Annotated in this window: 7 protein-coding genes; 2 read left to right on the top strand and 5 right to left on the bottom strand. The window is 63.0% G+C overall.

All coding sequences use genetic code 11. The features are described 5' to 3' along the window. Positions 1-29 precede the first annotated feature (29 nt). The 4 genes from ACF2JD_RS13405 to ACF2JD_RS13390 all read right to left on the bottom strand — a co-directional run bounded on the left by ACF2JD_RS13405 (position 30) and on the right by ACF2JD_RS13390 (position 8,655). Positions 30-1,613: an EAL domain-containing protein gene (locus ACF2JD_RS13405; protein ID WP_440987598.1), complete on the bottom strand. Its 1,584-nt coding sequence runs from the start codon at positions 1,611-1,613 to the stop codon at positions 30-32. A 92-nt stretch (positions 1,614-1,705) separates the two neighbouring features. After that, positions 1,706-3,283, bottom strand: coding sequence for an EAL domain-containing protein (locus ACF2JD_RS13400; protein WP_440987698.1), 1,578 nt, complete (start codon positions 3,281-3,283; stop codon positions 1,706-1,708). Positions 3,284-3,521: 238 nt separating this feature from the next. Then, positions 3,522-6,119 (bottom strand): bifunctional aconitate hydratase 2/2-methylisocitrate dehydratase, encoded by a 2,598-nt coding sequence (gene acnB / locus ACF2JD_RS13395; RefSeq protein WP_168235901.1) that lies wholly within the window; start codon positions 6,117-6,119, stop codon positions 3,522-3,524. A 229-nt stretch (positions 6,120-6,348) separates the two neighbouring features. Then, the gene (locus tag ACF2JD_RS13390) at positions 6,349-8,655 is read right to left on the bottom strand and encodes a patatin-like phospholipase family protein (protein WP_111911098.1); all 2,307 of its coding nucleotides are present in this window, start codon (positions 8,653-8,655) and stop codon (positions 6,349-6,351) included. Positions 8,656-8,930: 275 nt separating this feature from the next. Here ACF2JD_RS13390 and ACF2JD_RS13385 point away from each other — a divergent pair, with 275 nt between their 5' ends. Both ACF2JD_RS13385 and ACF2JD_RS13380 read left to right on the top strand, forming a co-directional pair. After that, positions 8,931-10,841, top strand: a complete 1,911-nt coding sequence (locus ACF2JD_RS13385; protein WP_440987597.1) for a methyl-accepting chemotaxis protein — start codon at positions 8,931-8,933, stop codon at positions 10,839-10,841. A 143-nt stretch (positions 10,842-10,984) separates the two neighbouring features. Next, complete coding sequence (locus ACF2JD_RS13380; RefSeq protein WP_234691565.1) at positions 10,985-11,167, top strand: hypothetical protein; 183 nt, start codon at positions 10,985-10,987, stop codon at positions 11,165-11,167. Positions 11,168-11,241: 74 nt separating this feature from the next. On the opposite strand, the gene lpdA is transcribed toward ACF2JD_RS13380, so the two are convergent. Beyond that, positions 11,242-12,669 (bottom strand): dihydrolipoyl dehydrogenase, encoded by a 1,428-nt coding sequence (gene lpdA, locus ACF2JD_RS13375; protein ID WP_106885664.1) that lies wholly within the window; start codon positions 12,667-12,669, stop codon positions 11,242-11,244. Between the last annotated feature and the right edge of the window lie 93 nt (positions 12,670-12,762).

Genomic DNA, 12,762 nt, shown 5'->3' with positions numbered 1-12,762 from the left:
CGTGATGCGGCTTGCGTGGCAGCTCCGCTTCAGGCTGGTTCAAGCTGTTCCTCTTTGGCCTCAATCGCTGGCGAGGCCGCCTGCACCAACTGCTCGTCGCAGAATTGCCGGACGGGCACGGGGCGGCCGAACAGGTAGCCCTGCAGATAGGTCACCTTGCCCTTGAGATACTCCGCCTGCTCGCGGGTCTCGACCCCTTCGGCCACCAGCGCCAGGCCGAGGCGGTGTCCCAGATCGATCACGTTGTCGACTATGTGCTCGGAGAGGGACTCGGTACCGATACGACGAATGAAGGACTGATCGATCTTGAGGTAGTCCACATGGAACTGCTGCAGATAGACCAGGCTGGAGTGGCCGGTGCCAAAATCATCCATGGCCAGCTTGACCCCCATCTCGTTCAACGCCTGGAACAGCGAGAGGGTATGGGGATCCGCCACCAAGAGCTCCCGCTCGGTCAGCTCCAGCACCAGCGTCACCCTGCCCGGTGCGAAGCGGGCGAGGAAGCTGCGGCACTCCTCCAGCAGACTGTCGTCGCGGCAATGGGCCGCGCTGATGTTGAAGCTGATGTGGAAGCCATCGGGCAACTGCGCCTGGTTCGCGACCAGCTGCTGCCCCACCCTCCCCATGATGAGGCTGGTCATGGGCACTATCAGGCCGCAAGCCTCCGCCTGGGGAATGAAGAGATCCGGCCGGATCAGGCCCACGTCAGGATGCTGCCAGCGCATCAGCACCTCGACCCCCATGATGCGCTCGCTGCCGCTCTCCACCAGGGGTTGCAGGTAGGGGACGAACTCTTTGGCCCGCAGGGCCCGGGCCAGCTCGCTGGTCGGGGAGCGGGGGCGCCCCAGCAGCCACCACATGAGCACGGCAACACCGGCACTGAAGGCAAACAGCAGCCAGATCCCGAAGCCATGATGCCGCCACAGCCCCATCAGGGTGGGAGCAGAGGAGTAGCCCGCATAGATGGAGAGAGGATAGCCAGCAGCCTGGAGCTCGACATGCTCCTGACTCGCCAGGGAAGGCGTGGCGGCGAAGAAGTGGCCCTCCTCGTCGAGCCAGCCATCGCCCACCCTGAGCATCAGGGGCATGGCTCCCTGGTTGAGGCTCAGCATGAAGTTGAGGTAATCCCCATCGATCAGGGTCATCACGGCCCCTTGCACAGTGCCGGTGCGCACCGAGAGGACGGGATGATGCCGCCGCACCTCGTTCCCCTCCATCAGGCGCAGCTGGCCTTGGCTGTACTGCTCGGCGGTATAGGGGATCCGGCGCCGGCCAAACTGGGAGGTACAGTAGACGCTGTCCCCCTGGCTCAGGTTGACCGAACGCACGAAGGGCACCATGGCGACCAGGGATCTGAGGGTCGGCAGCGCAGTGGCGCAGGGCTTGCCCAGAAATGGCAAGGCCTGGCGATTGGCCGCCTGGGCATGAGACAGCATGGTCTCCATCAGCGCCAGGGTATGGCTCGCCGCCTGATGGGACTCCCACTGCAGATCGACCCGATAGCGAACGAGCATGGCCCAGTTGCCGAGCAGCATGGGCAGCGCGAACATCAGCAAGGTGATCAGCAGTCTTGGCCTGGGTCTGGCCGTGTCGGCCGCGGAGCAATAACGCATGGCGGATCCCGTTCGTAAAGGGTCGCCATCTTAGCAACCCAAGCTGAACCCAGGCCTAACCGGTCAAATAACGAGCAACCACACTGCGGGACTCAGGCGGAGGCGGCGCGACCGGCAACCGGCTGGCTATCCGCCTCCCCTGCCGTCAACCCCTGGCAGAACTGACGTAGCGGCTGGGGGCGCGCGAACAGGAATCCCTGCAGATAGTGGACCCCCTTGCCCCTGAGGTAGGCGGCCTGATGCTCGGTCTCGACCCCTTCGGCGACCAGGGCCAGGCCCAGCCTGCGACCGAGATCGATCACGTTGTCGACTATGTGTTCGGAGAGGGACTCGGTGCCGATCCGCCCGATGAAGGAGCGGTCGATCTTGAGATAGTCCACATGGAACTGCTGCAGGTAGATCAGGCTGGAGTGGCCGGTGCCAAAGTCATCGATGGCGAGCTTGACCCCCATCTCGTCCAGCTGTGCGAACAGGGAGAGGGTATGGGGGTTGGCCACCAGCAGCTCCCGCTCGGTCAGCTCCAGCACCAGCGCCACCCGCCCCGGCTGGAAGTGGGCGAGGAAGGCGCGGCACTCCGCCAGCAGGGAGAGATCCCGGCAGTGGGCGGCGCTGATGTTGAAGCTGATGTGAAACCCCTCGGGCAGCTGGCTCTGCACCTGCTTAAGGCGATGGGCCACCACCTTCATGAGATGGGTGGTCATGGGCACTATCAGCCCGGACTCTTCCGCCTGGGGGATGAAGAGATCCGGGCGGATCAGGCCTGAGCTCGGGTGCTGCCAGCGCATCAGCACCTCGGCCCCCACCATGCGGTCGTCCTTGCTGGCCATCAGGGGTTGCAGGTAGGGAACGAATTCCCCCGCCAGCAACCCGCGCCTCAGCTCGTCTGTCGGGGAGCCCGGGCGACCGAGCACCCACCACACCAGCAGCCCGAGCAGCACAGAGGTGCCGGCCAGCCACAACAGGGCCAGATGGCGAGCCTCCCACAGGGAGTGCCAGTAGAGCGGCATGGCATAGCCCGCATGGATGGCGAAGGGGTAGCGGTGGGAGGAGAGTTCAAGACGAGTCTTGCTGTGCAGCCTGGGGGGCTGGTTCTGGTGATGACCGGACTCATCGATCCAGGCCGACCCGACCTGCAGATAGAGCTCGCTGGCGTCGCTGCTCATGGCGAGCATGAAGCCGAGCTGGGTGCTGTCGATGGCGCTCAGCACCGCATCGCGCCCGCGATCATGGCGCACCACCAGCAGCGGATGATTTTGACGCACCTTGTTGCCGCGCATCAGCAGCAACTTGTCCTGCGTATAGACCGACCTGTCATCCAGCTCATGGACAGGTCCAAACAACGAGGTGCAGTTGATCACCCCGTCGCGCACCAGATTGACCGAGCGCAGGAAAGGCTCGAGGGCCACTCTCTTGCGCAGTTGCAGCAGGTTGCCGGTACAGGGCCGGTTCACCAGCGGCAATGCCTCCAGGTTGGCCTGCTCGGCCTGATCCAGCATGCGCTCAAGCAAGGTTCTCGCCTTGTAGGCGGAGGCGCTGGCGTCGCTCTTCAACTCCTGCTCATAGCTGCGGTGCACCATCCAGCCTCCCGCCAGCAGTGGCAGGGTCAAGACCAGCAGGGCACAGCCAAGGCGCCATCTCGTACGGGCAAGATCAATCCGGAACAGGAACATAGAAACCACGCCGCAATTCGCAGGCTTGCCCTGGCAAGCGCCGCAGTGAAATAACGCCCATCTCGCACAGAAGACAATGGGACCATTCAGGCCAGACAACCTAACGCAGCGCGCTGGTAAAAGGAATCGACGACGCAGTGGCGGGAGATTGGCGGCCCATTATCGCGCAACCCCCACAAATGGAAAATGCCGCGTCAGGACGCGGCATTGTTATTTCCAGTGGTCAGACCGACCAGGCTTAGACCGCCTGTTGCAAAATCACCGCATCGGCCTTCTTGGTGTAGGAGGCGATTTCGTTGAAGTTGAGGTAGCGGTAAGTGTCGGCCGCCGTGGCATCCAGGGTCTTGGCGTACTGCAGGTACTCCGCCACTGTCGGGATCTTGCCGATGATGGCGGCAACAGCAGCCAGTTCGGCAGAGGCCAGGTAGACGTTGGCCCCCTTGCCCAGACGGTTCGGGAAGTTGCGGGTGGAGGTGGAGACCACCGAGGCCCCTTCCGCCACGCGCGCCTGGTTGCCCATGCACAGGGAACAGCCCGGGATCTCGATGCGGGCACCGACGCGACCAAAGATGCCGTAGTAGCCCTCTTCGGTCAGCTGATCCTTGTCCATCTTGGTGGGCGGGGCAATCCACATGCGGGTCGGCAGCTCGCCCTGGTACTTCTCGAGCAGTTTGCCGGCGGCACGGAAGTGGCCGATGTTGGTCATGCAGGAACCGATGAACACCTCGTCGATCTGGCTGCCGGCCACATCGCTCAGCAGGCGGGCGTCGTCCGGATCGTTCGGCGCACAGAGGATGGGCTCCTTGATAGTGGCCAGATCGATCTCGATGATTTCGGCGTACTCGGCGTCCTTGTCCGCTTCCATCAGCACCGGATTGGCCAGCCACTCCTCCATCCCCCTGATACGGCGGGTGATGGTGCGCACGTCGCCGTAGCCTTCGGACAGCATCCATTTCAGCATCACGATGTTGGACTTCAGGTACTCGATGATCGGGGCCTGATCCAGCTTGATGGTGCAACCGGCGGCGGAGCGCTCGGCGCTGGCGTCCGCCAGCTCGAAGGCTTGCTCTACCTTCAGGGTCGGCAACCCTTCGATCTCGAGGATGCGGCCGGAGAAGATGTTCTTCTTGCCCGCTTTCTCGACGGTCAGCAGCCCCTTCTGGATGGCGGCGTAGGGGATGGCATGGACCAGATCACGCAAGGTGATGCCAGGTTGCAGCTCGCCCTTGAAGCGCACCAGCACGGATTCCGGCATGTCCAGCGGCATCACACCGGTGGCGGCGGCAAAGGCCACCAGGCCAGAGCCCGCCGGGAAGGAGATGCCGATGGGGAAACGGGTGTGGGAGTCACCACCTGTACCCACGGTGTCCGGCAGCAGCATGCGGTTCAGCCAGGAGTGGATGACGCCGTCACCCGGACGCAAGCTTACACCGCCGCGGTTCATGATGAAGTCCGGCAGGGTGTGGTGGGTCTGCACGTCGATAGGCTTGGGATAGGCCGCGGTGTGGCAGAAGGACTGCATGGTCAGATCGGCGGAGAAGCCGAGGCAGGCCAAGTCTTTCAGCTCGTCACGGGTCATGGGGCCAGTGGTGTCCTGGGAGCCGACCGTGGTCATGCGCGGCTCGCAGTAGGTGCCCGGGCGTATGCCCTGCACGCCGCACGCCTTGCCCACCATCTTCTGGGCCAGGGTGTAACCCTTGCCGGTGTCGGCCACAGGCTGCGGGCGACGGAACACTGTGGAGAACGGCAACCCTAAGGCCTCGCGGGCCTTGTCGGTCAGGCCGCGGCCTATGATCAGCGGAATACGGCCACCGGCGCGCACTTCGTCGATCAGCACGTCGGTTTTCAGTTCAAAGCGGGCCAGCACCTCATCGGTGCCGTGACGGGTGATCTTGCCCTCATAAGGGAAGATGTCGATCACGTCGCCCATTTCCAGCTTGGAGACATCCACTTCGATGGGCAGGGCACCGGCATCTTCCATGGTGTTGAAGAAGATCGGGGCAATCTTGCCGCCGAGGCAGACGCCGCCAGCGCGCTTGTTTGGCACGAAGGGAATGTCGTCGCCCATGAACCAGAGCACTGAGTTGGTGGCGGACTTGCGGGAGGAGCCGGTACCGACCACGTCACCGACGTAGGCCAGCGGGAAGCCGGTCTGCTTGAGCTCTTCGATGGCCTTGACCGGGCCTATGACGCCGTCCTTGTCCGGGGTGATGCCGGGGCGGGCGTTCTTCAGCATGGCCAGGGCATGGAGCGGGATATCAGGACGGGACCAGGCATCCGGTGCCGGGGACAGGTCGTCGGTGTTGGTTTCGCCGGTCACCTTGAACACGGTGACGGTGATCTTCTCGGCCAGGGCGGGGCGGCTTTGGAACCACTCGGCATCGGCCCAGGACTGCAGCACCCGCTGGGCGTGGGCATTGCCCGCCTTCGCCTTCTCTTCCACGTCGTGGAAGGAGTCGAACATCAGCAGAGTGTGGGACAGGCCCTTGGCAGCAAGAGGAGCCAGGGAGGCGTCGTCCAGCAGATCGATCAGCGGCTGGATGTTGTAGCCACCCTGCATGGTGCCGAGCAGCTCGACCGCTTCGGCGGCGGTCAGTATGGGTGAGTGGGCCTCGCCCTTGGCGACGGCGGTGAGGAAGCCGGCTTTGACATAGGCCGCTTCATCAACACCCGGGGGAACGCGGGAGGACAACAGTTCTTTCAGAAAATCATGTTCACCGGCGGGCGGGTTCTTGAGCAGTTCAACCAGGGCGGCGACCTGCTCTGCATCCAGAGGTTTGGCAACCACGCCCTCGGCGGCACGTTCTGCGACGTGTTTACGGTATGTTTCAAGCACGACTAATTCCTCTTTGGTCTTTTTTTTGGGGTTCGCCCAAGCTCGCGGCGATCGTCCTTGCGGGACACCCGTAGGGTGCCCCCCACTATATAAGTTTTAACGAGTAATTAAAATCCAAACCCTGTGCAGTTATTCACCAAACCAGCATAACCATATAAGCCGGTTAGGTTTTTTTAAACTGACAAGAGACACAGCACAAACAAGTTAACAAAAAGTCAGCATTTCACCCTTATTGGAACGTAGTGCCCAATTGCAGATAGAACATGTCGTGTCCCCCCTCCGCCATGCCATAGCCGAGGAAGATGGGGCCGAGGAAGCTCTCCACCCCCACATAGACGGAGCCCGAGGTATAGGAAGATTCCAGGCTGATGTCGGCCCCCTTGTTCCAGACCCCGCCCTGCTCGAGGGAGCCCCCGAGGAACAGGGGTGCCTTGATGGCCCCGAAGTCGTTGTCCGCCACCCGATAGATGTAGCGCAGACCGCTGAACAGGCTGTAGCGGCCGCTCAGCTGGTAGTGCTGGAAGCCGGAGAGCCGGAACAGGCCGCCGAGATCCTGCACGAACAGCGGCACCTCCTCCTCCGAGGAGGAACCGCCCCCTTCCAGCATCAGGTTGAGGCTGTGCCGCCCCCATGACCAGGGCTTGATCATCGCCATGTGGTAGTTGAGCCCCTCGGTGTTCTCCGTCGGCTCGCCGGTCGGCTCTATCTTGATGTGGGAGTAGCCCCCCTTGATGTCCCAGTAGACCCCCGCGTAGGGGAAGTAACGACTGTCGAGGGTGTCGTGTTCGAAGCGAATGTAGGGCCCCCAGGCGGTGGCATCTGCGTTCGCGTCGGACAGGTTCTGGACATCGACGCCGCCCACCTGGCCTTCCAGCCCCAGGGACAATCTGCTCCAGGGCTGGCGGTTCCAGCCGACGGCGAGATCCATGCTGGTGAAGCTGTACTCGGAGTCCAGATAACGGACCCCGGACGATTTGACATCCTCCTCCGGGAAGAAGACCCGACGCTGGGTCTTGTCATAGGCCAGGCTCGCCTCCCCATAGAAGGTCTGGGAAGGCTCGAGCGGCGTGTAGAAGTCGGTCTTGAGGTGCTTGGCCGTGCCGAGCGACGCCTCGGTGAGCCACTCGGCGCCCCAGTCGTTGACGTTGGTCAGGGTATAGGACATGCCGACGTTGTAGTTGGAGCTGCTCTCGAAGTCATCGGAGAAGCCGAGCTGGAAGTTGAGATAGCCCGGGCCCCAGTTCTTCTCGCTGGCATCCACCACCAGCACGTTCTCGCCGTCCCGCTCCTCCACCTCGTAGGTGATGCGGTCGAACGACTCCAGGGCGTAGAGGCGACGGATCCCGGCCTCCAGGCTCTCATAGGTCTGCACCTTGTCCGGGCGCACCTTGAGCATGGCCCGCACCGTCTCGTCGGAGAGGCGCGACTTGTTGAGGATCTCCACCTTGTCGATGTAGTAGGCCGGCTGCCCGCTGCGCTCGGCGCGGCGGCTCAGCTTCTTGTTGCGGTAATCCGCGTAAGCGTCGGGGGAGAGCGACAGGGCATCAAGCTGGGCAGAAGCGCGGTCGGCCACCGCCTCCCCCTGCTTGATCCCCTCCGGCATGCGGGCAAAGTCGGCGATCCCCATGTCACCGAACTCAGGACTGAGCAGCACATCCTTTGGCCCCAGCAGCGCCTTCTGCTTCTCGGTGCCGACCTGGGTCATGTAGGTGGTGAGCTGGTCTATCATGGCCAGCCCGGATTTGAGCGACTCCCGGGTGCGCAGCTTGGCACCTATGTCCACCGCTATCACCACGTCGGCCCCCATGGCTTTAGCCACGTCCACCGGCATGTTGTTGACTGTGCCACCGTCGGCCAGGATGTGCCCCTCCCACTCCACGGGCTTGAGGGCACCTGGGATGGACATGGAGGCCTGCATCGCCTTGGCCAGGCTGCCACTGTCCAGCACGAAGGGGGTCACCGTCTCCATGTCGGTGGCCACGGCGCGGTAGGGAATGGGCAGATCGTCGAAGCTCTTCTGCGCCGGCAGGTTGGAGGTGGCATGGCGCAGCAGGCTGGCCATGGATTGGCCCTGGAAGAAGCCGTCAGGCAACTGGGTGGAATCCCCGTTGACCCCGATGTCGGTGCGCAGCTGGTACTTCTCGCTCTGCTGCTTCTTGCGCAGGGAGAGCTCGTCACGACCGACCTTGTCCTGATAACCCTTGTTCCAGTCGATGGCGAGGGTCATGCGCTCCACCTCCTCGGCACTGAGCCCCATGGCGTACATGCCCGCCACATAGGATCCCATGCTGGTGCCGACGACGATGTCGACCGGGATCCGCTTCTCTTCCAGCACCTTGAGCACCCCTATGTGGGCCGCCCCCTTGGCGCCGCCGCCGCTCAGCACCAAGGCTATCCTGGGTCTCTCCGCCTTGCCTTCGCCGCCGTGCACCCTGGCCTTGGGCCCGGTGTCACTGGCCTGGGCTATCCCCGCCAATGGCAGGGTTGCCAGCAGAAGCATTAGCAAATGGGTCCATCCCCGATGAAAGATGCGCATATGAGTGTCCATTGATCCGTGCGAGTCGAGCGAGCAGCCCGCCGACATGAGTGCTGCCAACTATAAGTTCCAGAACTTTAACTGCAAGCGCCCCTGCTGGCGAGATGTCATCACCCCCCGGGGCCCCAGAGCCAGGGATAACTGGCGCCAATCCAGTCCCGGCCTGATGTGAGCGCAAACGTTAATCGGCAATAATCGCCGCCACCACCTCAAGAGCGCGCCAGATCAGCCGTTAATATGTACTCAACCTTAGGCCCACACCCCGAGTCACCCTTATGTTCGCAAGCCTGACACTCAAACAGAAAATTCTGGCCACCGTCATCCTCGCCGTGGCTCTCTCCTGCCTGCTGGTGGGCTACTTCAGCCAGCGCTCGGCCCAGCAGCTGATCGAGACCCGCATGTTCGAGCAGGAGCTGCCCAACCTGACCCAGCGCATCGGCAAGGAGATCGAGAAGGATCTCACCTCGGTCGCGAGCGCCGCCAGACAGCTGGCCAATGACCGCTTCGTGCTGGACTGGGTGGCCCGCGGCATGCCCAAGGAGCAGGAGTCCATCCTCATCGACCAGCTCAAGGACATGACGAGCCAGTATGGCCTGGTCACCGCCTCCTTCGCCGATCGCCAGAGCGCCGCCTACTACAACCAGGAGGGCTTCCTGCGCATCCTGAACCATGAGCAGGACAACTGGTTCTACGACTACACCAAGAGCGGCCAGGACCTGATGCTCAGCATCTTTCGCGAGAGCAATGGCGAGGTGAAGCTGTTCGTCAACTTCCAGCAGCTCGACGGGCGCGGCCTGGCCGGGCTTGCCAAGTCTCTCGACAGCATGGTCAGCATGCTCGCCAACTTCCGCATCGGCGACAGCGGCTTCGTCTTCATGACAGATGGCAGCGGCAAGGTGAAGCTGCACCCGGACGCCGCCCGCATCGACAGAGACAGCCTGAGTCAGCTGGCAGGCCCGGGCGCCGGCGCGCTGATGACCAAGCAGCCCTTTGCCGCCACCCACGCCGAAATAGATGGCCAGCCCGTGGTGCTCGCCACCAGCTATATTCCCCTGCTCGACTGGTATCTGGTGGCCCAGGTGCCGGAAGCCGAGATCTATGCCGAGCTGGACAAGGCGCGGCTGCACATAGTGCTGGTGAGCCTGCTCATCGCCGTCGGCATGGGGCTGCTTGGCGTCCTGCTGGCTGGCTCCGTCAGTCGCCCCCTCAACGAACTGGCTCGCCTGTTCCGGGAACTGGGCAGTGGCGACGGGGATCTGACCCAACGCCTCAAGGTGGAAGGACGGGACGAACTGAGCCAGGTCGCCACCGGCTTCAACAACTTCGTCGCCAAGATCCACGGCTCCATCGAGCAGGTGGCGAGCAACTCCCGCCAGCTCGCCGCCACCGCCAACGAGGTGGCCGCCAAGGCCCAGCTGACCCAGCACAACTGTACCGCCCAGCGGGATCGCACCGTCCAGGTCGCCACCGCCATCCACGAGATGGGCGCCACCGTCAGCGAGATCGCCGGCAATGCGTCGCTAGCCGCCGACGTGGCCAGGCAGGCCAACGATCAGGCCGATGCGGGTGCGGTCGTGGTGGCGCAGGCCCGCCACGGCATCGTCGGCCTCTCCGGTGAAATCGAGCAGGTGGCCGGGGTCATCGAATCCCTGGCGAGCCAGACCGACTCCATCGGCAGCATACTCGACACCATCCGCAGCATCTCGGAGCAGACCAACCTGCTGGCGCTCAACGCCGCCATCGAGGCAGCCCGCGCCGGTGAACAGGGCCGCGGCTTCGCCGTGGTGGCCGACGAGGTGCGCAACCTCGCCAGCCGCTCCGCCGCCTCCACCGCCGAGATCCAGGGCATGATCAACCGCCTCCAGGAGCAGAGCGCCCGCGCCGTCAGCGCCATGGCCCAAGGCCGCAACCAGAGTCTGGAGGTGGTCACCCAGGCGGATGCCGCCAACGGGGCGCTCGGTCAGATCACCGCCCACATCACCCAGATCAGCGACATGAACATCCAGGTCGCCACCGCCACCGAGGAGCAATCCAGCGTGGTGGGCGAGATCAACCGCAACGTGGAGGACATCAACCAGCTCACCATGGAGACAGCCGACATAGCCCACCAGCTGACCGCGTCCAGCCGCAGTCTGCAGCAGCTCTCCGGCGAGCTCGACAAGCTGGTCGGCAACTTCCGCCTGTAATCTTCCAGCGCCTCTTTCTGACCCATACAAGGGCGCTGCGGCGCCCTTCGTCATAACCACGGCAAGCCATGACGCACGGGCTTTGCGCCGTATCCAACCGCCCTGCCACATACCTCATAATCAGGAAAACGAGAGGAGGTGTTATGGGCAAGCTGGTAGTGATGATAGTGCTGGGCGGGCTGCTCGCTGCCTGCAGCAGCGGGCCGGTGCGAGTGCACGGCGCCGATGTGAGCGTGGACGATACCCGGATCCGGGTCAGCGACGGGGATCGCGGGGGCTACGGCACCTTCTGTCCACCGGGACAGGCCAAGAAGGGGCGCTGCTGAACGGCCACCTGATCCTGGAAAAACAAAAAGCCGCTCATTCGAGCGGCTTTTTCATCTTGGCGGAGAGAAGATACTTACTTCTTCTTCTTGGCCTTGGCGTTCGGCAGGTCGGTGATGGAACCTTCGAACACTTCGGCTGCCAGGCCCACGGACTCGTGCAGAGTCGGGTGAGCGTGGATGGTCAGCGCCAGATCTTCGGCGTCGGCACCCATCTCTATGGCCAGACCGATCTCGCCCAGCAGCTCACCACCGTTGGTACCGACGATGGCACCACCGATGACGCGGTTGCTGTCCTTGTCGAAGATCAGCTTGGTCATGCCGTCGGCGCAATCGGAGGCAATGGCGCGGCCGGAAGCAGCCCAGGGGAAGGTGGCGACTTCGAAGTTCAGGCCCTGTTGCTTGGCTTCCTTCTCAGTCAGACCGACCCAAGCCATCTCTGGCTCTGTGTAGGCGATGGACGGGATCACTTTCGGGTCGAAGTAGTGCTTCTTGCCGGCGATGACTTCGGCCGCCACGTGGCCTTCGTGCACACCCTTGTGAGCCAGCATCGGCTGACCGACGATGTCACCGATGGCGTGGATGTGAGCCACGTTGGTACGCAGCTGCTTGTCCACTTCGATGAAACCGCGCTCGTTGACGGCAACACCGGCTTTCTCGGCGTCCATCAGCTTGCCGTTCGGCACACGACCGACAGCGACCAGCACGTTGTCGTAGCGAACCGGCTCGGCCGGGGCGTGCTTGCCTTCGTAGGAGACGTACAGGCCGTCTTCACGGGCTTCAACTGCGGTGACCTTGGTCTCCAGCATGATGTTGAATTTCTTGGCAACGCGCTTGGTGTAGATCTTGACGATGTCTTTGTCCGCAGCCGGTACCAGCTGATCGGCAAATTCCACTACGTCGATCTCGGAACCCAGGGAGGAGTAAACGGTACCCATCTCCAGGCCGATGATGCCGCCGCCGATAACCAGCAGCTTGCCCGGTACTGTGGTCAGTTCCAGCGCATCGGTTGAATCCCAGACGCGGGGGTCATCGTGGGGGATGAAGGGCAGCTTCACCGGACGGGAACCGGCCGCGATGATGGCGTTGTCGAAGGTCACTGTGGTCTTGCCGTCGGCGCCTTCCACTTCGAGGGTGTTCGGGCCGGTGAACTTGCCGAAGCCGTTCACAACCTGGACTTTACGCATCTTGGCCATGCCGGCCAGACCGCCAGTCAGCTGGTTGATGACCTTCTCTTTCCACAGACGCACCTTGTCGATGTCGGTCTGCGGGGCACCGAAGACGATGCCGTGCTCGGCCAGCGCCTTGGCTTCTTCGATCACTTTGGCAACGTGCAGCAGCGCCTTGGAGGGGATGCAGCCCACGTTCAGGCAGACGCCACCCAGGGTGGAGTAGCGCTCGACGATAACGGTATCCAGACCCAGATCGGCGGCACGGAAAGCAGCGGAATAACCGGCAGGGCCAGCACCCAGTACTACGACCTGAGTTTTGATTTCTTTACTCATCATGACCTCTTTGTCGTTCTATATCCCCGGACAGCACAGTCTTATGCCAAAGAAGGCGGCTGCAGCCGTGAAAAAAACGGGGCAAGTTTATAA

The organism is Aeromonas ichthyocola, from assembly GCF_046087985.1.
Taxonomy (GTDB): Bacteria; Pseudomonadota; Gammaproteobacteria; order Enterobacterales; family Aeromonadaceae; genus Aeromonas; species Aeromonas rivipollensis.
Note: the sequence above shows the minus strand (reverse complement) of the source record. Positions and strands in the feature narration are given on the sequence as shown.

Coding starts and splice junctions, on each gene's coding strand:
- ACF2JD_RS13380 (WP_234691565.1), top strand. CDS start 10,985: ATGGGCAAGCTGGTAGTGATGATAGTGCTGGGCGGGCTGCTCGCTGCC.
- ACF2JD_RS13400 (WP_440987698.1), bottom strand. CDS start 3,283: ATGTTCCTGTTCCGGATTGATCTTGCCCGTACGAGATGGCGCCTTGGC.
- ACF2JD_RS13385 (WP_440987597.1), top strand. CDS start 8,931: ATGTTCGCAAGCCTGACACTCAAACAGAAAATTCTGGCCACCGTCATC.
- lpdA (WP_106885664.1), bottom strand. CDS start 12,669: ATGAGTAAAGAAATCAAAACTCAGGTCGTAGTACTGGGTGCTGGCCCT.
- ACF2JD_RS13405 (WP_440987598.1), bottom strand. CDS start 1,613: ATGCGTTATTGCTCCGCGGCCGACACGGCCAGACCCAGGCCAAGACTG.
- ACF2JD_RS13390 (WP_111911098.1), bottom strand. CDS start 8,655: ATGCGCATCTTTCATCGGGGATGGACCCATTTGCTAATGCTTCTGCTG.